The organism is Cupriavidus sp. Agwp_2, from assembly GCF_040784895.1.
GTDB lineage: Bacteria > Pseudomonadota > Gammaproteobacteria > Burkholderiales > Burkholderiaceae > Cupriavidus.
This window is the reverse complement of sequence record NZ_CP088084.1, coordinates 215,427-239,222: the sequence shown is the minus strand read 5'-3', so window position 1 is coordinate 239,222 and position 23,796 is coordinate 215,427. Positions and strand designations below refer to the sequence as shown.

Annotated in this window: 23 protein-coding genes; 17 read left to right on the top strand and 6 right to left on the bottom strand. The window is 66.7% G+C overall.

The window, feature by feature from the left end; translation table 11 throughout:
* Window position 1 precedes the first annotated feature (1 nt).
* Together LPA45_RS18900 and LPA45_RS18895 are read right to left on the bottom strand one after the other, a co-directional pair.
* The gene (locus LPA45_RS18900; RefSeq protein ID WP_158577737.1) at window positions 2-778 is read right to left on the bottom strand and encodes an AMP-binding protein; all 777 of its coding nucleotides are present in this window, start codon (window positions 776-778) and stop codon (window positions 2-4) included.
* A 125-nt stretch (window positions 779-903) separates the two neighbouring features.
* Window positions 904-1,938: a tripartite tricarboxylate transporter substrate binding protein gene (locus LPA45_RS18895; protein ID WP_116322865.1), complete on the bottom strand. Its 1,035-nt coding sequence runs from the start codon at window positions 1,936-1,938 to the stop codon at window positions 904-906.
* Window positions 1,939-2,310: 372 nt separating this feature from the next.
* On the opposite strand from LPA45_RS18895, the gene LPA45_RS18890 reads away from it, so the two are divergent.
* The 7 genes from LPA45_RS18890 (at window position 2,311) to LPA45_RS18860 (ending at window position 9,342) form a co-directional block, all read left to right on the top strand.
* On the top strand, window positions 2,311-2,850 hold the full coding sequence (locus LPA45_RS18890; RefSeq protein ID WP_317925226.1) for a hypothetical protein: 540 nt from the start codon (window positions 2,311-2,313) through the stop codon (window positions 2,848-2,850).
* Window positions 2,831-3,406, top strand: coding sequence for a DUF2889 domain-containing protein (locus LPA45_RS18885; RefSeq protein ID WP_116322866.1), 576 nt, complete (start codon window positions 2,831-2,833; stop codon window positions 3,404-3,406). Before LPA45_RS18890 ends, LPA45_RS18885 begins: the two co-directional genes overlap by 20 nt.
* A gap of 50 nt (window positions 3,407-3,456) precedes the next feature.
* Window positions 3,457-4,440, top strand: coding sequence for a tripartite tricarboxylate transporter substrate binding protein (locus LPA45_RS18880; RefSeq protein ID WP_116322867.1), 984 nt, complete (start codon window positions 3,457-3,459; stop codon window positions 4,438-4,440).
* 96 nt (window positions 4,441-4,536) lie between these two features.
* Window positions 4,537-5,703, top strand: coding sequence for a thiolase domain-containing protein (locus tag LPA45_RS18875; RefSeq protein WP_116322868.1), 1,167 nt, complete (start codon window positions 4,537-4,539; stop codon window positions 5,701-5,703).
* Window positions 5,704-5,731: 28 nt separating this feature from the next.
* Window positions 5,732-6,130, top strand: coding sequence for a Zn-ribbon domain-containing OB-fold protein (locus tag LPA45_RS18870; protein ID WP_116322869.1), 399 nt, complete (start codon window positions 5,732-5,734; stop codon window positions 6,128-6,130).
* Window positions 6,131-6,172: 42 nt separating this feature from the next.
* Window positions 6,173-8,278: an acetate--CoA ligase family protein gene (locus tag LPA45_RS18865; RefSeq protein WP_116322870.1), complete on the top strand. Its 2,106-nt coding sequence runs from the start codon at window positions 6,173-6,175 to the stop codon at window positions 8,276-8,278.
* Between the two features lie 92 nt (window positions 8,279-8,370).
* The gene (locus tag LPA45_RS18860) at window positions 8,371-9,342 is read left to right on the top strand and encodes a bifunctional helix-turn-helix transcriptional regulator/GNAT family N-acetyltransferase (protein WP_116322871.1); all 972 of its coding nucleotides are present in this window, start codon (window positions 8,371-8,373) and stop codon (window positions 9,340-9,342) included.
* 13 nt (window positions 9,343-9,355) lie between these two features.
* Here LPA45_RS18860 and LPA45_RS18855 read toward each other — a convergent pair whose 3' ends face one another.
* Both LPA45_RS18855 and LPA45_RS18850 read right to left on the bottom strand, forming a co-directional pair.
* A complete protein-coding gene (locus tag LPA45_RS18855; protein ID WP_317925122.1) occupies window positions 9,356-9,769 on the bottom strand; it encodes a PPC domain-containing DNA-binding protein in 414 nt (137 codons plus the stop codon).
* 79 nt (window positions 9,770-9,848) lie between these two features.
* Window positions 9,849-10,775 carry a LysR family transcriptional regulator gene (locus tag LPA45_RS18850; RefSeq protein WP_116322912.1) on the bottom strand — a complete coding sequence of 309 codons (927 nt, stop codon included), beginning with the start codon at window positions 10,773-10,775 and terminating at the stop codon, window positions 9,849-9,851.
* Between the two features lie 140 nt (window positions 10,776-10,915).
* Here LPA45_RS18850 and LPA45_RS18845 point away from each other — a divergent pair, with 140 nt between their 5' ends.
* The 8 genes from LPA45_RS18845 (at window position 10,916) to LPA45_RS18810 (ending at window position 19,326) form a co-directional block, all read left to right on the top strand.
* Window positions 10,916-12,298: an MFS transporter gene (locus LPA45_RS18845; protein WP_158577738.1), complete on the top strand. Its 1,383-nt coding sequence runs from the start codon at window positions 10,916-10,918 to the stop codon at window positions 12,296-12,298.
* A gap of 135 nt (window positions 12,299-12,433) precedes the next feature.
* The gene (locus LPA45_RS18840; RefSeq protein ID WP_116322874.1) at window positions 12,434-13,633 is read left to right on the top strand and encodes a 3-hydroxybenzoate 6-monooxygenase; all 1,200 of its coding nucleotides are present in this window, start codon (window positions 12,434-12,436) and stop codon (window positions 13,631-13,633) included.
* 47 nt (window positions 13,634-13,680) lie between these two features.
* Window positions 13,681-14,379, top strand: coding sequence for a fumarylacetoacetate hydrolase family protein (locus LPA45_RS18835; RefSeq protein ID WP_116322875.1), 699 nt, complete (start codon window positions 13,681-13,683; stop codon window positions 14,377-14,379).
* Between the two features lie 13 nt (window positions 14,380-14,392).
* Window positions 14,393-15,031 (top strand): maleylacetoacetate isomerase, encoded by a 639-nt coding sequence (gene maiA, locus LPA45_RS18830; RefSeq protein ID WP_116322913.1) that lies wholly within the window; start codon window positions 14,393-14,395, stop codon window positions 15,029-15,031.
* 24 nt (window positions 15,032-15,055) lie between these two features.
* Complete coding sequence (gene gtdA / locus LPA45_RS18825) at window positions 15,056-16,099, top strand: gentisate 1,2-dioxygenase (protein ID WP_116322876.1); 1,044 nt, start codon at window positions 15,056-15,058, stop codon at window positions 16,097-16,099.
* Between the two features lie 17 nt (window positions 16,100-16,116).
* The gene (locus tag LPA45_RS18820) at window positions 16,117-17,619 is read left to right on the top strand and encodes a fumarate hydratase (RefSeq protein ID WP_116322877.1); all 1,503 of its coding nucleotides are present in this window, start codon (window positions 16,117-16,119) and stop codon (window positions 17,617-17,619) included.
* A 180-nt stretch (window positions 17,620-17,799) separates the two neighbouring features.
* Window positions 17,800-18,261, top strand: coding sequence for a DUF6130 family protein (locus LPA45_RS18815; protein WP_116322878.1), 462 nt, complete (start codon window positions 17,800-17,802; stop codon window positions 18,259-18,261).
* A gap of 114 nt (window positions 18,262-18,375) precedes the next feature.
* Window positions 18,376-19,326 carry a tripartite tricarboxylate transporter substrate binding protein gene (locus LPA45_RS18810; RefSeq protein WP_233528379.1) on the top strand — a complete coding sequence of 317 codons (951 nt, stop codon included), beginning with the start codon at window positions 18,376-18,378 and terminating at the stop codon, window positions 19,324-19,326.
* 118 nt (window positions 19,327-19,444) lie between these two features.
* Here the strand turns inward: LPA45_RS18810 and LPA45_RS18805 are convergent, their stop codons facing one another.
* Together LPA45_RS18805 and LPA45_RS18800 are read right to left on the bottom strand one after the other, a co-directional pair.
* Window positions 19,445-20,161 (bottom strand): DUF899 family protein, encoded by a 717-nt coding sequence (locus LPA45_RS18805; protein ID WP_116322880.1) that lies wholly within the window; start codon window positions 20,159-20,161, stop codon window positions 19,445-19,447.
* Window positions 20,162-20,187: 26 nt separating this feature from the next.
* Complete coding sequence (locus tag LPA45_RS18800; protein ID WP_116322881.1) at window positions 20,188-21,717, bottom strand: PLP-dependent aminotransferase family protein; 1,530 nt, start codon at window positions 21,715-21,717, stop codon at window positions 20,188-20,190.
* An 82-nt stretch (window positions 21,718-21,799) separates the two neighbouring features.
* Between LPA45_RS18800 and LPA45_RS18795 the strand changes: the two genes are divergently transcribed.
* Together LPA45_RS18795 and LPA45_RS18790 are read left to right on the top strand one after the other, a co-directional pair.
* Entirely contained in the window at window positions 21,800-22,423 is a 624-nt protein-coding gene (locus LPA45_RS18795; RefSeq protein WP_116322882.1) for an FMN-binding negative transcriptional regulator, read from the top strand.
* 103 nt (window positions 22,424-22,526) lie between these two features.
* Window positions 22,527-23,770 (top strand): IS3 family transposase gene (locus LPA45_RS18790; RefSeq protein ID WP_317924294.1). Its coding sequence is split into 2 segments (ribosomal slippage): window positions 22,527-22,880 and window positions 22,883-23,770, totalling 1,242 coding nucleotides; the frame shifts between segments, so codons are not numbered across the junction.
* Window positions 23,771-23,796 lie beyond the last annotated feature (26 nt).

Below are 23,796 nucleotides of genomic sequence, written 5' to 3'. Positions count from 1 at the left end.
TTCAGCCCAGTGCGGCAATGGCCGCGGGCACCGGCTCCTGATAGAGCGCTTCAATCAGCGCCTTGCGGCGCTCACGCGTGACCACGCCTTTGGGCACGCCGGTGGACCCCGAGGTAAAGAAAATCCGCGCGATGTGTTCGGCGCGCACCGCGCCGTGCGCTGCCTCGATCCGCGCCAGGCGTTGCGGTGTCAGCTCGGTATCGAGCAGCGCGTCCCACCTCATATTCCCGTCGGCGGCTTCCTCCACGGCAATAGTCGCCTGCGCCGGCAGCGCCAGTGCCCGCAGCGCGCGGGCAAAGCCGGGCGCCGATTGCACGAACACCGCGGCCGGCGCCAGCAGCTTATGGACATCTTTCAGCCGCACGAAGTCCTGGCTCTGCAGCGAATAGGCGGCGGATACCGCGGCGCAGGGAATGCCCACGTATTCGGCGGCTGCCACCACCACGGCATGCTCGATCGAATTGCCCGACAGGATCATCAGGGGCTGTTGGCGCGACGGGCCCATCTCAAGCAATCCGGCCGCCACCGCCAGCATCTGCCGGTGGAAGTCGCCCCAGCAAAGCGTGCGCCAGGCGCCGGCGCTGTCGCGCTGGGCCAGCGCGGTCTGCGTGGCGCGCTGCCGCGCCCAGCCCTTGACGAAGCCGCTGAAGCCCAGGTGCGGCGATGGCACCGGCGCCGTGCCGGCGCGCAGCAGCAGCGTGCCATCGGGGCGCACCTCGTGGATCGCCTGCGCGGTGCGCAGAGCGGCGTCGCGATACCGCGGCTGCATTCGTGCCATGTCGCTCGTCGACGAGGTGGCGTCAGTAGCGTGTGGCCGATGGTGCAACATTGTCTTGCGTCTCCTCTCTCTTGCGCCCCGGGGACCTGCCGCCGCCAGGGTCGATGTCGTTCAGTCGATGTCGTTCAGTCGATGGTGGCGCCCGAGCGCTCGATGGTGGCCTTCCACTTGCTGCGCTCGGCCTGGATGAAACCGGCGAACGGCTGGCCGGCCAGCGGCAACGGCACCCCGCCCATCTTGTTCAGGGCCTCCACAGCGGCGGGATCCTTCAACATGCGCCCGACCTCCGCCTGCCACCTGGCCACGATGGCGGCAGGCGTGCGCGCCGGGAAGAACAGGCCGATCCACGAAGTGGACTCCGCCGCCGGATAGCCGGCCTCGGCAATGGTTGGCACCTGCGGCAGCGCCGGCAGGCGCGTGGCGCCAGTGACGGCGAGCGCGCGCAGCTTGCCCGCCTGGATCTGCGCCAGGGTGGAAACCGGATAGTCGAAGGTCATGTCGACCTGCCCTGCCAGCAGGTCATTGATGGAAGGCGCGCTGCCCTTGTACGGGATATGCACGAACCTGACGCCGGCCTGCGCCTGGAACAGTTCGGCGGCGAGGTGCGTGCCGGTACCGTTGCCGGCGGAAGACACCGTCAGCTTGTCCGGATTCGCCTTGGCGAACGTGACCAGGTCCTTGACCGACTGGTACGGCAGGCGGCTGTTCACGACCAGCACATTGGGGATCGAAACCAGCCCCTGCGCGGCAACGAAATCCCGGGCCGGATCGAAGCGCAGCGCCTTGTACAGGTACTGGTTGCTGGCCATGGTTCCTTGCGTGCCCATCAGCACCGTATAGCCGTCAGGCTCGGCCCGTGCCGCCAGCTCGGTGGCCAGGTTGCCGCCCGCGCCGGGGCGATTGTCGACGACGACGCGGATGCCGCCGTCGCGCGCCATGCGTGCCGCGACCAGTCGGCCGAGCTGGTCGGTAATGCCGCCGGGCGGCCCTGGCACCACCAGCGTGACCGGCTTCTCCGGATAGAACGCCTCTGCCCGCGCAATGGGCATCCACGCGGCCAGTACGCCACATGCCAGTGCCGCGGCACTCGCCGCGACCAGCCTTCTCCCGCACGCGCGCAGGCGCGGCACCTTGCCATGCGTTTGCCCTTGTCTTTGCATTACCCAGGTCTCCTGTTCGCACCGGGGACGTCCCGGCTGGCTACCGTCACTCGGCGTGGCACTCCTGCTATCTACGAATACCCGTAGTCAATCACGGAATTTCGTACAAATTGAATACTACGTCATTTCGTATAGATCTACAAAATATCGTAGGCGAAGCGGAATATGGCTCACATACGCCCGTGCAGCCAATGCGCCCCCCTGTATCGCTGATAGCAAGGCTTATCCGCTGGGCCACCGCGTATTTGCCCGCATATCGACCGCATGCCCCCCCTTGGTCGAGTGGGGCGAAGGCCGGGGCACTGCGTGACACTGTCCAGCAGAAACCGCAGCCCATCAGCGAATGCCGGCTGCCACCAGTGAGACAAGCCGATGCAGTGCCACCCTTCCCCGACGCTTTCCGCGCCATTCAAGGCCGACCCGCCGCCGGCAACGATCCAGCCCTTGCATGGCCTCGCGCCGATGGAGCGGCTGATGGACCTGCTGCAGGAAGTCCGCCACGTCAGCCGCCAGCTGCAGCGCAAGGCGCGGCAACTGGCGCGCTGCGATGACGAGCCCGCGTATGCCGAGGTCCTTCACGCCATGCTCAGCGACCGCATGCGCAGCGGCGATGCCCGCATGCGCATCGTTTGCTACGCGTCGGCGGCCGAACTGGGCGTGCCGGTGGAGCTGCCCGCGGAACACTGCAGGCAGGCCATGGCCGGTGGCCCGGGCTTCGCGCTGCGCGTGCTGTTCTGGGCCGCGCACCGCCGCATGCAGGGCGCCAGGCGGCCGCGACGGCAGGCCGGGAATGACCTGGTGCTGACGATGCCGCCCCGCACGCCACCGAGACTGACGCTACCGATCGACCTGCCGCCGGCTGCGCTGCGCGCGCCGGCAGGGAAGCCATGCCATGACCCAGACCACCACTGACCGCATCGCCATCCACACCCGCGAAGTGACCTGCCGCGGCTATGAACGCAGCGATGGCCTGCTCGATATCGAGGCCGAAATGCGCGATATCAGCCCCACCGGCACCGACCTGCTGTTCCGGCAGGTGTCGCCGGGCGGCGCCATCCACCACATGCGCATCGTCGTGACCATGGACCGGGCACTGGTGATCCGGGACGTCAGGGCGGTGATCGAAGCCGGGCCCACCGAGTACTGCAACGCGATCGAGTCGGCCTACGCCGGCCTGAAAGGACTGCAGATCCGTGGCGGCTTCCGCCAGCAGGCCAAGGCGATCGTCGGCGGCGTGCACGGCTGCACCCATCTGACCGAACTCCTCGGTCCACTGGCCACCACCGCCACGCAGACCACCATGGCCATCGGCCGCCGCGAGCGCAATGGCCGCTGGCCCGGCGAAGGCACCGGCCCCATGCCGAAGCCGGTGCTGATCGGCAGCTGCCATACCTACCACGAGGATGGCGAGGCGGCGAAGCAGCTGTGGCCAGTGCACCGGCGCAGGCCCGCCACGCAGGAAGCCTGAACCCCGGCACGCCCTGCGCGGCCGGCAACCATGAGAACCACGGAGGAGACATGAACTGTTTTGCGGAACGGACCCGCGCACCCTGGCGCGCATTGCTGGCGCTTTGCCTGCCGGCCCTGGCAGCACCCGCGGCCGCCCAGCCATACCCGGAACGGCCCGTGCGCATCGTGTCGATCACCAGCGCCGGCACCGGGGCAGACGACTACACGCGCCTGCTGGCCAAACACCTGGGACAGAAGCTGGGGCAGAGCTTCGTGGTCGAGAACAAGCCCGGCGCCAACATGATCCTGGCCTGCGACTATGTCGCCAAGGCCGCGCCCGACGGCTACACGCTGCTGTTGTCCGCCTCCGGCGCCATGGCGGCCAATCCTTTCCTGTTCAAGCGCCTGCCCTATGACCCGCTGAAGGACTTCGTGCCGATCGCGCGCATGTCGGTGATTCCGGTGGCGCTGGTCGTGCCGGGCACGTCGCCGTACCGCACCGTGGCCGACCTGGTCAGTGCGGCCAAAGCCAGACCGGGCACGCTCAACTTCGGCACGTCGAGCACCGGCTACCGGACCATCATCACCGCCTTCAACGACGCCGCGAAGATCCAGGCCATGAGCGTTCCGTACAAGGCCATGAGCACGCTGCTGCCAGACCTGATGAGTGGCGTGGTCGATTACGGCGTGGTGGAGGTCTCGGCGGTGGTCCCGCACGTGCAGTCGGGCAAGCTGCGCGCGCTGGCGGTTACGGCCAACGCGCGCATGCCGCAACTCAAGGATGTCCCCACCATGGCCGAGGCCGGCATGCCGGCGGCGGCGATCAACAGCTGGACCGGCCTGTTCGCGCCGGCCGGCACGCCGCCGGCCATCGTGGAAAAGCTCACCCGGTACACGCTGGAATTCGTGAACTCGCCCGAAGCCATGGCGCACTACGGCGCACGCGGCAGCGTGCCGTATCCCGCTGGCGGTGCCGAGCTGCGCAAGACCATCGCCGCCGACCAGCAGATGTGGAAGCGGCTGATCACGCTGGCCGGCATCGAGCCGGAATAGCACCTGCTCTGACACAACCTCTGACACCACCTCAGCCGCCCGGCGGCATGCCGGGCGCGCCCGCCCTCCCACCTTACCGACCTACAGGAATCAAACATGAGCATCAAAGGCAAGGCCTATATCGTCGGCGCCTATGAGCACCCGACCCGCAAGGCACCGGACAAGACCGTGGCGCAGCTGCACGCGGAAAGCGCCAAAGGGGCGCTGGAAGACGCCGGCCTGACACTGGCCGATGTCGACGGCTACTTCTGCGCCGGCGACGCCCCCGGGCTGGGCGTGCTGAACATGGTCGACTACCTTGGCCTGAACGTGCGCCACGTCGACTCCACCGAGACCGGTGGCTCGTCTTACCTCGCGCACGTGTCGCATGCCGCGCAGGCCATCGCCATGGGCAAGTGCAACGTGGCGCTGATCACGCTGGCGGGCCGCCCGCGCTCCGAAGGCTCCAGCGGCACCAAGCCGCGCAACTGGGGCGACAACCTCCCCGACCTGCCCTTCGAAGCGCCCTACAGCCCGCTGACCGTCAATTCGTATGCCATGGTGGCGATGCGCCACATGTACGCATACGGCACCACCAGCGAACAGCTGGCGTGGATCAAGGTGGCGGCCTCCCATCACGCCCAGTACAACCCGAACGCCATGCTGCGCGAGGTGGTGACCGTGGAAGACGTCCTGAACTCGCCAATGATTTCCGACCCGCTGCACAAGCTGGACTGCTGCGTGGTCTCCGACGGCGGCGGCGCGCTGATCGTGGCCCGGCCGGAGATCGCGGCAAAGCTGAACCGTCCGAAAGTCCGCATCCTCGGCGCGGGCGAGCACGTGAAGGGGCAGCTTGGCGGCAACGTGGACCTGAGCTGGTCCGCGGCCAGGGTATCCGGCGCCGCGGCCTTCGCCGAAGCCGGCGTCACGCCCGCCGACATCCAGTACGCCTCGATCTACGACAGCTTCACCATCACCGTGCTGATGCAGCTGGAAGACCTGGGCTTCTGCAAGAAAGGCGAAGGCGGCAAGTTCGTGGCCGACGGCAACCTGATCTCGGGCGTAGGGAAGCTGCCCTTCAACACCGACGGCGGCGGCCTGTGCAACAACCACCCGGCCAATCGCGGCGGCATTACCAAGGTGATCGAGGCGGTGCGCCAGCTGCGCGGTGAGGCCCATCCGGCCGTGCAGGTCAGGAACTGCGGGCTGGCACTGGCGCAGGGCACCGGCGGCCTGCTTGGCTCGCGCCACGGCAGCGCCACCCTCATCCTGGAACGTGAATAACCCCTGCACGCAGGCATCGAGCACAGCCATGACGACACCCTATACCCCTACCCCCTTCAAGGCGCCCGCCGAACACCCCGACAACACCGAATTCTGGGCCGCCGCGCGCGAAGGCCGCCTGCTGCTGCGCCACTGCGACAGCTGCGGCAAGCCCCACTGGTATCCGCGCACGCTGTGCCCGTTCTGCCTGGGCACGACCCAGTGGAAGCAGGCCAGCGGCCGCGGCACGATCTACTCGTACAGCGTCACGCGCCGCGCCGGCCCGACGCCATTCTGCATGGCGTACGTGACGCTGGACGAAGGCGTCACCATGATGACGCAGATCGTCGACTGCGACCTCGACACGGTGCGGATCGGGCAGAAGGTGCTGCTGCGCTTTGCGCCGTCGGACGGCGGTGCGCCGCTGCCCACCTTCACGCTTGCCTGAGCCACATCGGCCCTGCCCCGCACCCAACCTAGCCAGCCTGTTATGAATACGACTGCCTCCCTGGAAAGACTGTTGAACCCCCGTTCGGTCGCCGTTATCGGCGCTTCGGACGATCCCTCCCGTATCGGCGGACGGCCCATCGCCTCCATGCGCAAGCTTGGCTATGCGGGGCGCATCCTGCCGGTCAACCCCAACCGCCGTGAAGTGCAGGGCCTGCAGGCCTGGCCTTCGGTCGCCGCGTTGCCCGAAGTGCCCGACGTGGCCATTGTCGCCGTGCCCTCCGGCCAGGTGCTGGAAGTGGTGACGGCACTCGGCGAGCGCGGCGTGGCCGCGGCCATCCTGTTCAGCGCGGGCTTCGCCGAGGTCGGCGGCAGCGGCGTCGCCATGCAGGCCGAACTGGTGGCCGCGGCGCGGCGCACCGGCATGCGCCTGCTGGGGCCGAATTCCCTGGGGCTGGTGAACCTGCATACCGGCTTTGTCGGCAGCTTCTCTTCGCTGGCGGGGCTCGACGACGTGCGCGCAGGCCGCGTCGGCATTGTCAGCCAGTCCGGCGCCTACGGCAGCCACCTGGTGTCGGCCATGGTCGATACCAACGTGGGCCTGTCCAACATCGTCATGACCGGCAATGAGGCCGACCTGACCCTGGGCGAGATCGTCAGGCTGATGGTGGCCGATCCCAACACCGACGTGATCGCCCTGTACTCCGAAGGCATCAATGATGGCGATGGCCTGGTCGAGGCGCTCAAGGCCGCGCGCGCGGCGCGCAAGCCGGTGGTGATGATGAAGGTCGGCCGCAGCAAAGTGGGCGGCGCCGCGGCGCAATCGCACACCGCATCGATTGCGGGCAACGATGCCGTGGTCGACGCCGTGCTCGAAGAGCTTGGCGTGGTGCGCGCCTACACCACCGAAGCCATGCTCGATATCGTGCGGCTGGCCACGCGCGGCGTATTCCCGGCGGATAACACGCTGGGCGTGATCACCGTCAGCGGTGGCGCCGGCGTGATCATCTCGGACGCGGCCGAGGAATACGGCGTGCCGGTACCGGAAATGCCCGCATCCGCCCAGGCCACGATGCTGAAGATGCTGCCGATCTGCGCCCCGCGCAACCCGGTGGACACCACGGCCCAGTTCATCAACGACCCGACGCTGGTGAAGCCGTTCATGGAGATGATGCTCAACGAAGGCAGCTACCGCTCCATGCTGGGCTTCTTCAGCTATGCCGGCACCACGGCCGAAGTGGCACCGGTGCTGCGCCAGCAGCTCTCCGAAGTACGCGCCGCCTGTCCGGACCGTCTCTACGTGCTGGTGCTGCGTGGCCCGCGCGAGGTGATGCGCAGCTACGAGGCAGAGGGTTTCACGGTATTCGAAGACCCGACCCGCGCCGTGGCCGCCATTGCAGCCATGGGCCGCTTCGGCCGCGCCTTCGCCATGCAGCCGCTGGCACCGGCACCAACGGGCGGCACGGTCACGCTGCCAGCGCAGACGCCGAGCGAGGCGCAGGCGAAGCAATTGCTGGCCGAAGCGGGCATCGCCAGCGCGCCGGAGCGCGCGTGCGGCGACGTCGGGAGCGCCGTGCTGGCCGCGCGCGAGATCGGCTATCCGGTGGTACTGAAGATCCTGTCCCCGGACATCCTGCATAAGTCAGAAATCGGTGGCGTACTGCTCGACGTGCGCGATGAAGCGGCGGTGCGCAGCGGCTTCGGCACGCTCATGGAACGCGCCCGTGCGGCCGCGCCGGACGCGCGCATCGAAGGCGTGCTGGTAGCCAGGCAGCTGGGCGGTGGCGTCGAATGCATCATGGGCATCAACCGCGACCCCGTGTTTGGCCCGATCGCGATGTTCGGCCTGGGCGGGGTGTTTGTCGAGGTACTGAAGGACGTGGTGTTCCACCGCTGTCCCTTCGGTGAAGACGTCGCCGAGGCCATGATCCGGTCGATCAAGGGTGCCCCGCTGCTGCTGGGCGCCCGTGGCCGGCCGGTGGCCGACATCCCCGCGCTGGCGCGCACGCTGTCGCGCCTGTCGGCATTCGCCGCCGCCGCAGGGCCGCGGCTGCAGTCGATCGACCTGAACCCCGTCTTTGCGATGCCGCAGGGTGAAGGGGCTTTTGCGGCAGACGCGGTCATCGAAATCAACGCGGACGCCACCTGAGCGGGCGAGGCCGGGGCCGCTGCGCGCGGCTTGACGAAGTTGCGCAACGCAACTATATTGGTTGCGTTGCGCAACCCACATCAAGACAAGCCATGCCCGCCGATTCCCCCGCCGCCCAACAAGAGGCAACCATCCTCGAACTGCGGGAGTTCTCCCGCCGTCTTGTCCGTGAACTGGGTTTCATGCGCTCTACCCTGGCGGGAAGCGACCTGGCCCCATCGGCGGTTCATGCCGTGCTGGAAATCGGCATGGCGCCAGGCGTTAGCGCGAAGGACCTGGGACAGACGCTCAGGCTCGACAAGTCAAATACCAGCAGGCAGCTTGCGAGGCTCGAATCCGAGGGATATGTGGAGCGCCGTGCCTCAGCCGACGATGCGCGATCATCGGAGTTGTACCTGACAGCCGCCGGGAAAGAACTTCGGAGAAAAATCGACCGCTTCGCTACGGATCAGGTGTCGAACGCACTGCGGCGCATGGTGCCTTCTGACCAGCAGGCGCTGCTGCGTTCCCTTGCGCTCTACGCCGACGCACTGGCGCAAGACAACGCAAGCAAGCCGACCGGAGCAGAGAGCGGAACCTCGGGAATTCGCCAGGGCTATCAACCGGGCTGCATTGGCGATGTCGCAAGCCTCCATGCACGCTTCTATTCGGAGCATTGGGGCTTTGGCGCCTTCTTCGAGAAGCGCGTCGCAACCGAGCTTGCGGCGTTCGCGAGCACGCTGCCAGCGGAAGGCAAGGCACTCTGGCTTTACGTCGAAAATGGCCGTTCGCTCGCCTCGCTTGCGATTGACGGAGATACCGGGACCGGCGTCGCGCATCTGCGATGGTTTATCGTGGACGATTCGTTGCGTGGCTCCGGCATCGGGCGACAGCTTATGTCGATCGCGATGGCCTTTGTCGACGAGCATTACAAGGAAACATACCTTTGGACGTTCAAGGGCCTGGATTCGGCGCGCCACTTGTATGAGGCGTTTGGCTTTGCGTTGGCCTCCGAATTCGAGGGAGACCAATGGGGGACCAGGGTCACCGAACAACGGTTTACCCGCGAAAAGTTACACGTGTAAAGGCGTAGACAGCCTATGGTCCCTCCATAGGCTGCTCATTTCGTATCACCAGTTCCACGAACCCCGAATCCGTATCGTACTCCCGCGCAAACCGATGCCCGGGAAGAAGCGCCAGCAATATCTCGGCAGTGGTACGGACCGTGCAGCCGGGTGCCACATGACCGCCGGACACCCGCCCGCGCTGGTCGGCAACCGACATATGCAAGTGGGCCCCATCTGGTGACAGCGATCCGGCGAGCGTCAGGATTTCCAGATCGCCACGCAACTCGGCAGGATCCTCGTTTCCGGCAAATCGCAGTTGTGCAACGCTGAGGCTCCCGATGCCCTGGATGACGAAGGCCGCAGGCACCTTGAGCTGGCGCAGCGCGTCTTCCAGCGCGCCACGCAGATCGTCGCCGGGAGAGAGTCGCAGGGGATGTGCTTGCATCACGGAGATCCGGATTGGGGGGGATTGGGGGGATTGGGGCTTCGGGGCAGTTTAGGGCCAGGTTGACCGGGCCGCCATCTCATTCCTGCTCGCCCGTTGTTTCACCGAACAACTCCTGCGTAAGCCCCCGCAGCCAGCGATTGCCCGGATCGTCATGCTGGCAGCGGTGCCAGTGTTGCCTGAGGTCGAAAGCGGGAATCGGAAACGGTGGCTGGAGGACCTGCACATCCGCGATGCGCGCGAACAGCTCGCCCACCGGCAGCGGCACCGTGACGACGAGGTCGGTCGATGCGACCACGAGCGGGATGCTCAGGAAATGCGGGGAGCGCAGCAGTTCGCGGCGCACGATGCCATGCTGCCGCAGGTATTCCTCGACGATCTCCTGGCTACGGCTTTCGCTCTGGATCACGGCATGAGGTAGCGCACGGAACTGTTCCGCCGTCATGCGTCCCCTTGCGCTCGGATGGTCCCTTCGCGCCAAACACACGAACCCGTGCCGGAACAGGCGCTGCTGGAACACGTCCGAGCCGCCGAGGTCCGGGTAGTAGCCAATGGCCAGGTCGATCCTGCCGCGTTCGAGCTGATCCATGATGTCCGTGTGCCGCGCCGACACCGTGCGCACGTCCACATGGGGCGCCTCTTTCATCAGCCGGGCCAGCAGGCGCGGCAGGAATGCCGCTTCGCCCACGTCGGACAGGGCCAGCGTAAAGGTCCGGCGAGCCTGCGCGGGCTCGAAGCGCGGGGCCGTCAACAGATGCTCCCGCACCTGCGCCAGCACGCCCTGCACTACCGGCGCCAGCGTTACCGCGCGGGGCGACGGCTGCATCCCTTTTCGCACTTTCAGGAACAGCGGATCGCCGAGCTGGTCGCGCATCCGCTGCAACGCGTGCGACATGGCCGGCTGGCTCACGCCAACCTCCTCCGCCGCTCGCCCCAGGTGACCATGCCGCCACAGCGCGTCGAACACGCGCAGCAGGTTCATATCGAAGTTATCCATTTCGCTCATGACCGTCATTCCCGTCATTTGATTGCCGAATGATAGGGAAGAAACGAGACTTCGGTCATCCGGATTGGCCCGTAGCGCGGCAAATGCCAACGGAACACGACCTGACTACAAGACATAGCACCGCGCATCCAAGGAGACACATGTACCCGCCCCCGATCAGCATTGCGTCGGTGATCGACGCTCGGCCACTTGGCGCTTATCGCCTTCGCATCTTTATCGTCTGCTTCCTGATCGTGCTGATGGATGGCTTCGACACGCAGGCGATCGGCTTTGCGGCCAAGGCCATGTCATCCTCGCTCGACATTCCCATCGCACTTTTCGGGCAGGTCTTCTCCGCGGGCCTGCTGGGCGCCATGGTTGGCGCCTTCCTGCTCGGACCGCTTGCCGATCGCTTTGGCCGCCGCTGGCTGCTGGCGGCGTCCATCGTGATCTTTGCTGTGTTCTCGCTGCTGACGCCGCATGCGCCCACGCTGCCGGAACTGCTGCTGGTGCGCTTCGTCGCTGGCCTTGGCCTGGGTGGCGCGATTCCGAACCTGCTGGCGCTGTCCGCCGAATACACGCCGCGGCGCATGCGCGGCATGATGACCGGCGTGCTCTATGCCGGCTTCCCGCTGGGCGGTGCCGTGGGCGCTCTCGCCAGTTCGCACATCGTGCCGCACTACGGCTGGCCGGCACTGTTTTATCTCGGCGGCGTGCTGCCGCTGGCGCTGGCTGTACTGGTCATCGTCGGCCTGCCGGAGTCGCTGCCGTTCCTGCTCAAGCGCAAGGGCGGCCAGGATGCCGTGCGAGCTATCGTCGCGCGCATCGCGGGCCGATCGTCCGCGCCCGACTGCAATGCGAGCTATGTCGACGCCGAGGAAAACGTGCGTGGCCTGCCCTTCCGGGAACTCCTGTCAGGTGGGCGTCTCGCTTCCACGCTGCTGCTCTGGACCGGCTTCTTCATGTGCTTTGTGCTCTTGATCGTGCTGGTGCTGTGGACGCCCGCGCTGCTGCGCGGCGAGGGCGTCGGCGAACACGATGCCGCGCTGGTGGTCGCCCTGATCAATCTCGGCAGCGTCGCCGGCACCGCCGCCGGGGGCCGCCTGGTGGACCGTTTCGGCCCGTACCTGACGCTGCCGCTGCTGTTCATGCTCGGCGCGCTCAGCGTGTCCGGCCTGGGTTACGTCACCGATTCGCTGGCCCCGCTTGCGATCGCCGCCACGCTGTGCGGCGTGTTCATGGGTGCCGGCAGTTCGGGCCTGCTGGGCCTGGCCGTGCTGAGCTACCCGAGCGGCATGCGCGCCACCGGGGTGGGCTGGGCGATGGCGCTGGGCCGCATGGGCCAGGTCACCGGCCCGCTCATCGTCGGCGCCTTGCTCGCCAGCGGCTTCAGCATCAAGACCATCTTCCTGTGCAGTGCCGTTCCAGCCGCCATTGCCGCCGCCGCGATCCTGGTGCTGCGCGTGGCCCAGGCCGCGACCCCGGCTCACGGTGACGCACCGGCCGAAAGGACCGCGCTGCCCGCGGCGCTGGACGGTCGCTGACGGTCGCTGACGGTCGCTATCGACCGCTATCGACCGCTATCGACCGCTACCCCGCTTCCCTTCCATCCATTCGTTGTACGCGACGGCGGTCACGGCTCGTCGTGACCCGTGTCGCCTGAAGAAGCAAGGAGTCTCATGCGTATTTCCACCCAATCCAACCCGGTGCTCGTCGTTGGCGGCGGCATCGGAGGCCTCGCGGCGGCGCTTGCGCTGGCGCGCGAGGGCTGTCATGTCAAGGTGCTGGAGCAGGCCAGCGTCATCGGTGAAATCGGTGCGGGCGTGCAGTTCGGCCCCAATGCCTTCGCCGCATTCGACGCGCTCGGCGTGGGCGAGCGCACGCGCGCGCATGCCGTCTACACCGATCACATGATGATGGTCGACGCCGTCGACGGCGGCACCATCGCCGACATTCCCGTTGGCGCGGCCTTTCGCAAGCGCTTCGGCAACCCGTATGCGGTCACGCATCGCGCCGACGTCCACAGCACGCTGCTCGAAGGCGTGCGCGAGACCGACCGGATCGAATTCGTCACCGCGACCCGCATTGTCGAGGTCAGTCAGTCGGACAGCGGCGTCACTGCGTTCGACGAACACGGCAACACCTATCGCGGCTGTGCCCTGGTTGCTGCCGACGGCGTGAAGTCCGCCATCCGCCAGCAACTGGTCGGCGATCCGCCGCGCGTATCCGGGCATGTGGTGTACCGCGCCGTGATCGATGCCGCGCAGTTCCCCCGCGACATGCAATGGAACGCGCCGGTGCTCTGGGTCGGGCCGAACTGCCATGTGGTGCATTACCCGGTCCGCGCCGGCGAGCAGTACAACCTTGTGGTGACCTTCCATAGCCGCCAGCAGGAGACCTGGGGCGTCAGCGACGGCAGCCAGGAAGAGGTGCTGTCCTACTTCCAGGGCATCGATGCCCGGCCCTTCGGCCTGCTGTCGCTGCCGCCGACGTGGCGCCGCTGGGCCACGGCAGACCGCGAGCCGATCGGCCAATGGACGCACGGCGCCATCACCATGCTCGGAGACGCCGCCCATCCGCTGCTGCAATACCTGGCACAGGGAGCCTGCATGGCCGTGGAAGACGCCGTCACGCTTGGCGCCGCGGTACGCGCCTGCGACGGCGACCTGCTGCGCGCGTTCTCGCTGTACCAGGACGCCCGCATCACCCGCACGGCGCGCGTGGTGCTTTCCACCCGCGAGTTCGGCCGCCTGTGCCACGCATCCGGCGTGGAGCGGCTGGTGCGCAATGCCCTGTGGAAGGGCCGCTCGCCGGAGCGCTTCTACGACGCGCTGGAGTGGCTGTATGGCTGGAAGGCAGAGACCTGCCTGTCCGCCTGAACACCGCCATGCATGACGAATCCCGATCCCGAAACCTGGAGTCCCACATGACCTTTGTCGTTCCGCCCGTTCCCACTGTCACCATTCCCGTCGCCGGTGGCAACGGCCAGTTTCCCGTGCGCCGCATCTACTGCGTCGGCCGCAACTACGCCGCGCACGTCCGCGAGATGGGCATGGACCCGAGCCGGGAAGCGCCCTTCTTCTTCTGCAAGCCTGCCGATGCGACCGTGGTCGCGCCGGAGGGCGCCGGCGCGCAGGTCGACTATCCGCCGGCGACCGGACAGTTCCATTTCGAGATCGAACTCGTGGCGGCGATCGGCCGCGCGGGGCGCAACATTGCGGTCGAGGACGCCAATTCGCACATCTGGGGCTATGGGGTCGGCATCGACATGACGCGGCGCGACCTGCAGATCGCGGCGCGCGACCGCGGCCGACCCTGGGAGCCCGGCAAGGCCTTCGACCAGTCCGCGCCGGTCTCGCTGCTGCATCCCGCCACCGAGGTCGGCCATCCCGCCGGCGGCGCCATCTGGCTGCAGGTCGATGGCCAGGACCGCCAGCGCAGCAGCCTGGACAAGCTGATCTGGTCGGTGCCGGAAATCGTCGCCAACCTGTCGACGCTGTTCGAACTGCAGCCCGGCGACCTGATCTTCACCGGCACCCCGGAGGGTGTCGGACCGGTAAGCAGCGGCGAGGTCATGCGTGGCGGCATCGACGGGCTCACCAGCATCGAAGTGCGTGTCGCGTGAAGGCGGGCTGACCATGGACCTGTACGACTTCTTCAATAGCTCCGCGGCATACCGGGTACGCATCGCCATGGCGCTTAAGGGTATCCCCTGGAACCATGTCGGCGTCAACCTGCGCGCCGGCGAACAGCACCAGCCCGGATACAAGGCACGCAACCCGAACCAGCTGGTGCCGGTGCTGCACGACGGCGGCGAGACTATCACGCAGTCCCTGGCGATCATCGACCACCTCGACCGCAAGTGGCCAGTGCCGCGGTTGATACCTGCCGACGGCCCGGCCCGCACGCGCGTGCTGGAGATTGCGCTGACCATCGCCTGCGACATGCACCCGTTGAACAACATGCGCGTGCGCAAGTACCTCGGCAACCCGCTTGGGATCGATGAGGCCGCCGGATCCGAATGGGTCGCGCACTGGCTCGACGCGGGCTTCAGCGCCCTGGAGCCCTGGCTGCCGGCGGACGGCGGCTGGTGCGTCGGCGACGCACCCACGCTGGCCGACTGCTGCCTGGTGCCGCAGGTCGCCAACGCGCTGCGCGCGACGTTCAGCCTCGGACCATTCCCGCGCGTGCGCCAGGCCTACGCGCACTGCATGCGCCACGAGGCCTTCCGCCTTGCGGCGCCGAGCGCGCAGCCGGACTACGTTGCCGCCCACTGATACTGCCGCCAGAGGCATCCGATCATGACCACGAACCCCACTCCCGACCTTTCAAACCGGCGCGATGCCTTCTACCGCGACCTGGAACCGCACGCGATGGCCGCCCTCTGGACCCGGTTGCGCAAGCTGATCCCGGTGGAGCCCACGCCGGCCGGCGTGGCACACCGCTGGGCCTATGCCACGGCGCGCCCGTACCTGATGGAATCCGCGACGCTGATTTCGGCCGAAGAAGCCGAGCGGCGCGTACTGCTGATGGAGAACCCCGGCCTGCCAGGCACGTCGCGCATCACCAACACCCTGTATGCCGGCCTGCAGTTGATCCTGCCCGGAGAAGTCGCGCCGGCGCACCGCCATAGCCAGTCGGCACTGCGCTTCATCGTGGAAGGCTCGGGCGCCTACACCGCGGTCGACGGCGAGAAGACCTGCATGGAGCCCGGCGACTTCGTCATCACCCCCGCATGGACCTGGCACCATCATGGCCACGAGGGCAGCGCGCCAATGGTCTGGGTCGATGGGCTCGACATTCCCATCGTGTCGTTTTTCAACGGCGGCTTCCGCGAGGAGTTCGATGCCGACGAAGCGCCGGTCACGCGGCCCGCCGGCGATGCGCTGGCGCGCTACGGCTCGGGCCTGATGCCGGTGGGCTATCAGCCGTCTACGCTGAACTCACCGGTATTCAACTATCCCTACGCGCGCACGCGCGAAGCGCTGTACGCGCTGCCCCATGCCGGCGAACCGGATCCGCACGCCGGCTACCTGATGCGCTACACAAACCCGGTGGACGGCGGCTGGGCCATGCCGACCATCGCCACCATGATCCGGCTGCTTCCCTCCGGCTTCGGCACCTTGCCATACCGCTCAACCGATAGCACCGTCTTTATCTGCGTGGAAGGTACCGGCTACGCGATGATCGGCGATCAAAGGCTGGACTTCGCGCCGCACGATATTGTCGTCGTACCGGGCTGGAGCCGGTTCACGCTGCATGCCGAGCGGGATCTTGTGTTGTTCTCGTACTCCGATCGCGTCGCGCAGGAGAAGCTCGGCCTGTTCCGCGAGCAGCGCTTCTGAAGGCGGAGGCCGGCACCGTGACCACCGTCGTTTCGTATGAAGACTTTGTCGACAGCATCGCCGCGGCACTGCAGTTCATCAGCCACTATCACCCGCCGGAATTCATTCGGCACCTTGCCCGCGCCTATGAACGAGAAGCCAGCGAGCCGGCAAGGCAAGCGATTGCGCAGATCCTGATCAACTCGCGGATGTGCGCGGAGGGCAGGCGTCCGATCTGCCAGGATACGGGCATCGTCAACCTGTTTGTCCGCGTCGGCATGGACGTGCGTCTCGACGGATTTCCGTCGGGCGTCATCGACGCGGCCAATGCGGGCGTGCGCCGGGCCTATCTCGACCCGGACAATACGCTGCGTGCCAGCATCGTCGAAGATCCGCTGTTCACGCGGCGCAATACCGGCGACAACACGCCGGCGGTCGTCCACGTCGAACTCGTGCCGGGCAATACGGTTGTCGTGGACGTGATGGCGAAAGGCGGCGGCAGCGAGAACAAGAGCAAGTTCGCCGTGCTCATGCCCAGCGATTCGGTCGCGGACTGGATCGTCGGCATGGTGCCGTCGATGGGCGCGGGCTGGTGTCCGCCGGGCGTGCTTGGCATCGGCGTCGGCGGCACGGCCGAGAAAGCCATGCTGCTGGCCAAGCAGAGCCTGACGGCGCCGCCAGACATGCTCGAACTCAAGGCCCGGGGCCCGCGGAATCCGGTGGAAGCGATGCGCATCGATATCCACGACCGCATCAATGCGCTTGGCATCGGCGCGCAGGGCCTCGGCGGATTGACCACGGTGCTCGACGTCAAGATCGAGACCTACCCCACGCATGCGGCAAGCATGCCGGTCGCCGTCGTCCCTAACTGCGCGGCAACGCGACACGCGCGCTTCGAACTCGACGGCAGCGGTCCGGTCATGCTGACACCCCCGTCTCCCGATATCTGGCCGGAGCTGCCAATGCCCGATGGCACGGCAATCCGCCGGGTGGACCTGAACACCCTGACCCGGGAGGAAGCCGGCAGCTGGCGCGCCGGGGAGACGCTGCTGCTGTCGGGCCGCATGCTGACCGGACGCGATGCCGCCCACAAGCGCATCGACGAGATGCTGTCGCGTGGCGAGCCGCTACCGGTCGACTTCCGCAATCGCATGATCTACTACGTCGGCCCCGTCGACCCCGTGCGCGATGAGGTGGTCGGCCCCTGCGGCCCCACCACGTCAACACGGATGGACAAGTTTGCGGACCGCATGCTCGGCGCCACCGGCCTGCTCGGCATGATCGGCAAAGCCGAACGCGGGCCAGCTGCGATCCGTGCCATCGTCAGGAACCGCTGCGTCTATCTGGCGGCAACCGGAGGCGCCGCGTACCTGATCTCCAAGGCGGTCCGATCCTCCCGGGTACTGGCGTTTGGCGATCTCGGCATGGAAGCCATCTACGAGTTCGACGTGGAGAACCTGCCCGTCGTCGTCGCCGTGGATGCCACCGGTGACAGCGTCCACGAGAGCGGCCCGCGCATATGGCGCATGGCTACGGCGTGACATGGTTGCAGCGATCAGCCTGCGTGTTGTATCTCAACCGCCATGTTGGGAACGCGACGCCACATCCGGCAGCGATCGCATGAAAGTCGTCACGAACACACTACTCTGTACTTACGCGCGAGGAGCGAAACAGCCTCGCGCGCCGAGGCAATCCGCCTTGCGAAGAAAAGGGAACGCATCATGCCCCATCTACTCCGAGACCTGTCAGTCGCCGCAGCCGGCGCGGCATTCAGCCTCATCGCGTTCGCCCAGGCGGCGCCAGATACCAGGTCCCCTCCCGCAGTTCTCCCGCTGGCATCGGAGCCCGCCCCCAGGCTGGTTCCGTACGCGCCGCTGCCCGAACCGCTTGCCCGCGGTGTCGTCATCGTCCAGTTCCGCACCGAGCATTTCCGTGTCATGCCTGTCTTTGGCAAGACCGCCGCCGAACTATCCCCGCGGATCGGGCACCTGCATGTCACGGTTGACGAGACACCCGGCACCTGGGCCCATACCAGCCAGGATCCCATCATCGTGGTCGGGCTGACGCCTGGTGCGCACAAGCTCCGGCTCGAACTGGCCGATCCCAACCACAAGATCCTGGCCACCGAGATCGTCAACGTCACCGTGCCCGACCTGAAAGCGCCGGCAGCGCACAAGCACTGAGGACGCGACGCCCAGCGATCCGAAAAGTCTTTGTCAGGCAAGCGACGGTATGATGAGCCCGAATCACCGACCCACAGACGGAGACATGCCTTGACAATAAAATGCCGATTCACCCTGGGCCTGCTTGCCACGGCAAGCCTGATCGCAGCCGCGCCCGCTTGCGCCCAGGGCCAGTGGCCGGCCAAGCCGATCCGCTTTGTCGTGCCATTTGCCGCCGGCGGCGCCAATGACCTGATGGCGCGCGCGGCGGCCGAGGGGGCTTCCAAGGAGCTGGGCCAGACCGTACTGGTCGAAAACCGCCCCGGCGCGGGCGGCACCGTCGGCGCAGACATGGTGGCCAAGAGCAAGCCCGATGGCTACACCTTCCTGATCAGCGCCGCCGGTGTCATTTCCAACAGCATGATCAAGAAGTCGATCCCGTTCAAGGACGACGACCTGGTTCCCGTCGCCATGATCGGCCTGGCTCCGTCGGTCATCGTGGTGCCGAAGAACGCGCCCTACAAGGACCTGCGCGACTTTGTCGAGGCATCCAGGAAAGGGAACGGCTTCAACTTCGCCACCGCGGGGACCGGCAGCACGCCCCACTTCGTCGCCGAAATCCTTAACGTGAAATACGGCGCGAAGCTGCAGCCGGTGCCGTACAAGAGCGGGTCGGAGAGCACCACGGCAGTACTGGGCGGCCAGGTCGAAGGCACCTCAGAGGCCAGTATCATCGCGCTGCCGCATATCCTGCAGGAAGGCAAGTTCAAGGCGCTGGCGACCACCTGGACGCAGCGCATCTCGGCCTACCCCCAGCTCTCCACCGCCGTCGAGCAAGGCTTTCCGGACTTGCAGATCGCCCACTGGGCGGGCATCCACGCGCCGAAGGGTACGCCTAACGCCATCCTCGACAAGGTTGCCGCAGCGGTAGACAAGGCCATGAAAGATCCGGACGCCTCGGCAAAGCTCAAGGCCGTGGGCATCGAGCCCATCGGCGGCACGCGTGCGGACTTCGTGAAGTTCGTCAGCGCGGAACGGAAGCGACTGGGCGAGATCGTCAAGGCCGCCAAGATGCAGGAGAAGTGATGGCCGCGCAGGCCATTCCGGTGGCCTGCGGTTTCCGGCATTCGGTGACGGAAAGGAGGTCGCGCGTGGGACGCTCAGGGGGTCGCGCGTGGGACGCTCGGGGGACGCTCGGGGGACGCTAATAGGCAAGTTTTGGCATGAACTGCCCACGCCCCTCGGGGGTCATGTCGAGCAGGCCCCAGAGCGCACTGACGGCATCGCCGGAGCGGTGGTCCGTGCCAGGCTCCGAGGGCGCCCAGGTCAGGTCGCTGCCCCAGAAATGGCGGACCTTGCCGTTGTCGAGGCGGAATACGTTGAATGCGGTATCGTCCCACTCCTCGCCGGCCTTCCCGCCGCGCAACGTCCGTATCTCCGCCGGCAGTTTGGTTGAGTCTCCGAAATAGTCGGCGACGTAGCTGTTGCCGGCGGTCGAGAGGAACTGCAAATGCGCCCATCCCCGCTCGCGCGCCCACGCGACCAGCCGGGCGATTGGCGACTTGGCCACGATATACAGCGAGGCGCGCTGGCCGATATGCCTTGCCGCGCCGTTGACGGAGTCGAGCAAGAGCGTACACATCGGGCACGGCGTGTCGCGGTCGGGGCCGTACATGAAGCTGTACAGGATCAGGGTGCGATGGGGGCCGAAGAGTTTCGACATCTCGACCTTTTCGGGCATACCGTTGGCGCCGATCCGCTCGAACCGGTAGTCCTCCGGCACTTCGCCGCCTGGCGGCAGCGCGCGGCGTTGTGCCGTGACGGCCTCGATATGCCTGCGCAATGCAATTTCCTCGTCAACCAGCGCGTTGCGCGCCTTGCGGTATTCGGCGCTTTCGTTGGGATAAGTGATGTGCGACATGCTTATCTCCTGCGGTTTGCTCCCTGTTAGTCTTGCCGGCGCCCGGATCGGTTCATCGCCGCGATGACCGTGCCGAGCGTACGCATGCCCTGCAAGATCTGCCCGGTCGTCAGGCTGGCATAGCCCAGCACCAGCCCGGGCGGCCGGCCTTGCGCCCGCGGCATGGCAAACAACGGCGACAACGGATAGACGCCCACTTCCTGCTGCCGCGCAGCGGCCACCAGCGCCGGCTCATCCTGCGGACGCAGGGACGGCAGCCACAGCACCACATGCAGGCCGGCCGCGGTGCCGCTGACCTGCGCGTCCGCGGGCAGGTAGCGGGCAATGCCATCCAGCAAGGCCGCACGGCGGCGCTCATTCTCGCGGCGCATGCGCCGCACATGGCGTTCGTAGGCACCGCTTTCGATCAGCGCGGCCAGCACGCGCTGCTCCAGCACGGGTGCATGGCGGTCGGACAACCGCTTGGCCTGCCGGAATACCGGCACCAGACCGGCCGGCAGCACCACGTAGCCGAGCCGCAGTTGCGGCGACAGTGCCTTGGACACGGTGCCGACGTAGATCACGCGCCCGTCGGTGTCGATCGAGCGCAGCGTGTCGATCGGGCGCTGGCCGTATCGGAACTCGCCGTCGTAGTCGTCTTCGACGATCCAGGCGTCATGGCGCTGTGCCCATTGCAGCAACTCCACGCGCCGGCCGACCGGCAGCACGCCGCCCAGGGGGAACTGGTGCGACGGTGTCACGTAAGCCAGACGGACGCGCTCGTCCTGCGGCAGGCTGGCGGTATCCAGGCCATGCTCGTCCACGGGCGTGGGCAGGCACGTGGCGCCGGTGGCCGCGAAGCAGCATCGGGCCATCAGGTAGCCGGGGTCTTCAAAGACGAAGGCGTCGCCGGTATCCAGCAGCAATCGCGCGCACAGGTCGATGGCCTGCTGCGAGCCATTCACCACCACGATCTGCGCGGCGTCGCAGGCAAGCCCCCGGGCCCGTCGCAGATAGCCCTGGAGCGCGCGCCGCAGCGCCACATCGCCTTCCGGCGCGGCGTAGTAGAGGCCGTCCTGCTGGCGCAGCAGTTCGGCCTGGTAGGCGCGCCGCCAGGGCAGCGTGGGGAAATCCCGGGACGCCACCGCCCCATAGCGGAAGTCAAAGCGAAGCGGTTCCGCGTCGGGCAATCCCGGCATGCCGAGGCCCGCCAGCCGGCGTCCAAACCGGGACAAGGGCAACCGTGACGTGGGCCGCTGCTTTATAACCGCCGTGGCCGCCGTGGCCGGTGCCGGCGTTGCCAGCGCGCTGGCAACCCGCGCCGCCCGCCCTGCTGATGTAACCAGAAAGCCCTCTGCCGCCAGCTGCTCGTAAGCTGCAGTGACCGTGGTCCGGGACACGGCCAGCTCTGCCGCCAACGCCCGCGTGGACGGTGCCGGCGCGCCAGGCGGCAGCGTGCCGTCCGCGATCTGGCTGCGTAGCAGGTCGTAGATCCGGCGCCCCGCGCCCGTAGCGCCGGGCCGGTTACTGGTAGGCGGTCGGGTAGGCGGTCGAGTAGGCGGTGGTGACTGGCCCATAAAGAATGTAGAAAACTGGATCTTCCGATTGTGCCAGTTACAGGCGACAGTATCCACGACTCCATCGCCCACGATTCGCCCCATGTACATCCCTGCCCACTTCGCCGAATCCCGCCCCGATGAACTCGCGCGCATCATCCGCGCGCATCCGCTCGGCATGCTGGTCACCCAGGCAAACGGCGCGCTGGATGCCGACCACATCCCGTTCGAGTTCGATGCCGATGCCGGCACGCACGGCATACTCACCGCCCACGTGGCCCGCGCCAACCCGCTCTGGCAGCGCTGCCCTTCGGGCACGCCGGTCATGGTCGTGTTTCGCGGCGCACAGGCGTATATCTCGCCGAACTGGTACCCGAGCAAGCACGAGTCGCATCGCCTGGTGCCGACCTGGAACTACGAGGTGGTACACGCGCACGGCACGCTCACCGTGCATGACGACGAACGCTTCGTCAGGCGCCTCGTCGCGCGCCTGACGCGCCGGCACGAGGCGGACGAATCGCGGCCGTGGAAGATGGGCGATTCCGCACCCGAGTTCATTGACGGCCTGCTGCGCCATATCGTCGGCATCGAGATCGCCGTGACCTCGCTGCAGGGCAAGGTCAAGCTGAGCCAGAACCGGGAACTGCGCGACCGGCTGGGCGCTGCGGAAGCGCTGGAGGCACGGGGGTACGCCGAACTGGCGCAGTCAATGCGCAGCGCCGGCTAACGGAAAGCAAAAAAGGCAGGCCGCACGGGCCCGCCCCTTTCTCTTGCACCTGACCCGTCCTGAATAAGGTTGACACTTTTCTGGCTGTGACGAGGAGAGTGCCTTGGAGACGGATCGAAAGCGAACCCAGCGTGATTACACGCTGGCTTTTAAGCTGGCGGTTGTGGAGGAAGTAGAAAGAGGCGAGTTGACGTACAAGCAGGCGCAAAGCAAGTATGGAATCCAGGGCCGGTCCACGGTGCTGGTATGGTTACGCAAGCACGGACTACAGGACTGGAGCGGCACGTTGCCACAGGGCACCCGGTACGCCACGATGGGAAAACAAGACAAAGCCAAGCCCCGTACCCCTGAGCAGCGGATCAAGGAGCTGGAGGCTCAGTTGCGCGAAGCGCAGGAGAAAGCGCGGCTGTTCGAGACGGTGATCGACGTGATTCAGAAGGAGCACGGGGTTCGCATCGTAAAAAAGCCTTCGGGCAAGTCCTCGCGCAAGAGCTCATCCAAGGGCTAAGCGTTAGCAGGGCTTGCCGTTACTTCGGCATCAGCCGCCAGGCATACTACAAGCGCCGCGACAGTGAGCTTAGGCAGGCCGCCCGGGATGCCAGGATTTGCGCGCTGGTCACCGAGGTGCGACTGCGCCAGCCGCGCATAGGCACTCGCAAACTGCAGCGGGTGCTGCAGGTGCCGTTGGAGAAGGCGGATATCCGAGTGGGCCGTGATCGGCTGTTCGATGTCCTGCGCGCGGCGCGGCTGCTTGTGAAGCCGCATCGGGCGTATCACAAGACCACCAACAGCCATCACCGCTTCCGACGCCATCCCAACCTACTCAAGGACGGGCCGCAGAAGGTGGTGCCTACCGCCGCCGAACAGGTCTGGGTGGCTGACATTACGTATCTTCCCACCGCCGGGCAGACGGTCTATCTGAGCCTCGTCACGGATGCCTGGTCGCGAAAGATCGTGGGCTACCACGTCCATGACGGCCTGCAGACCGAGCAAGTAAGCCAGGCGCTGAAGATGGCGCTACGCTCGCGCCAGTCCCGGCAGGCGCTGGTGCACCATTCGGACCGAGGAATTCAATACTGCGCCACCTACTACCAGGCCATCCATCAGCGGCATGGCCTGACCTGTTCCATGACCGACGGCTACGACTGCTACCAGAACGCCATGGCAGAGCGCATCAACGGCATCCTCAAGAGCGAATTCCTGCTGAACCGACCGGCTGATCTGCAGCAAGCGGCTCGCATGGTAAGGGAGTCAGTTGAGATCTATAACCGTGAACGCCCCCATCAAGCCCTGAAATACAAAACGCCCGATGAGGTTCATCGGGCGTCCGTTGCTATGGGTTGCTAGGTTCAAATGACCCAGCAGAACCTGTC

Coding starts and splice junctions, on each gene's coding strand:
- LPA45_RS18880 (WP_116322867.1), top strand. CDS start 3,457: ATGAACTGTTTTGCGGAACGGACCCGCGCACCCTGGCGCGCATTGCTG.
- LPA45_RS18855 (WP_317925122.1), bottom strand. CDS start 9,769: ATGCAAGCACATCCCCTGCGACTCTCTCCCGGCGACGATCTGCGTGGC.
- LPA45_RS18885 (WP_116322866.1), top strand. CDS start 2,831: ATGACCCAGACCACCACTGACCGCATCGCCATCCACACCCGCGAAGTG.
- LPA45_RS18815 (WP_116322878.1), top strand. CDS start 17,800: ATGCCCCATCTACTCCGAGACCTGTCAGTCGCCGCAGCCGGCGCGGCA.
- LPA45_RS18795 (WP_116322882.1), top strand. CDS start 21,800: ATGTACATCCCTGCCCACTTCGCCGAATCCCGCCCCGATGAACTCGCG.
- LPA45_RS18835 (WP_116322875.1), top strand. CDS start 13,681: ATGACCTTTGTCGTTCCGCCCGTTCCCACTGTCACCATTCCCGTCGCC.
- LPA45_RS18850 (WP_116322912.1), bottom strand. CDS start 10,775: ATGAGCGAAATGGATAACTTCGATATGAACCTGCTGCGCGTGTTCGAC.
- LPA45_RS18875 (WP_116322868.1), top strand. CDS start 4,537: ATGAGCATCAAAGGCAAGGCCTATATCGTCGGCGCCTATGAGCACCCG.
- maiA (WP_116322913.1), top strand. CDS start 14,393: ATGGACCTGTACGACTTCTTCAATAGCTCCGCGGCATACCGGGTACGC.
- LPA45_RS18870 (WP_116322869.1), top strand. CDS start 5,732: ATGACGACACCCTATACCCCTACCCCCTTCAAGGCGCCCGCCGAACAC.
- gtdA (WP_116322876.1), top strand. CDS start 15,056: ATGACCACGAACCCCACTCCCGACCTTTCAAACCGGCGCGATGCCTTC.
- LPA45_RS18845 (WP_158577738.1), top strand. CDS start 10,916: ATGTACCCGCCCCCGATCAGCATTGCGTCGGTGATCGACGCTCGGCCA.
- LPA45_RS18840 (WP_116322874.1), top strand. CDS start 12,434: ATGCGTATTTCCACCCAATCCAACCCGGTGCTCGTCGTTGGCGGCGGC.
- LPA45_RS18805 (WP_116322880.1), bottom strand. CDS start 20,161: ATGTCGCACATCACTTATCCCAACGAAAGCGCCGAATACCGCAAGGCG.
- LPA45_RS18890 (WP_317925226.1), top strand. CDS start 2,311: ATGCAGTGCCACCCTTCCCCGACGCTTTCCGCGCCATTCAAGGCCGAC.
- LPA45_RS18800 (WP_116322881.1), bottom strand. CDS start 21,717: ATGGGCCAGTCACCACCGCCTACTCGACCGCCTACCCGACCGCCTACC.
- LPA45_RS18895 (WP_116322865.1), bottom strand. CDS start 1,938: ATGCAAAGACAAGGGCAAACGCATGGCAAGGTGCCGCGCCTGCGCGCG.
- LPA45_RS18865 (WP_116322870.1), top strand. CDS start 6,173: ATGAATACGACTGCCTCCCTGGAAAGACTGTTGAACCCCCGTTCGGTC.
- LPA45_RS18860 (WP_116322871.1), top strand. CDS start 8,371: ATGCCCGCCGATTCCCCCGCCGCCCAACAAGAGGCAACCATCCTCGAA.
- LPA45_RS18900 (WP_158577737.1), bottom strand. CDS start 778: ATGGCACGAATGCAGCCGCGGTATCGCGACGCCGCTCTGCGCACCGCG.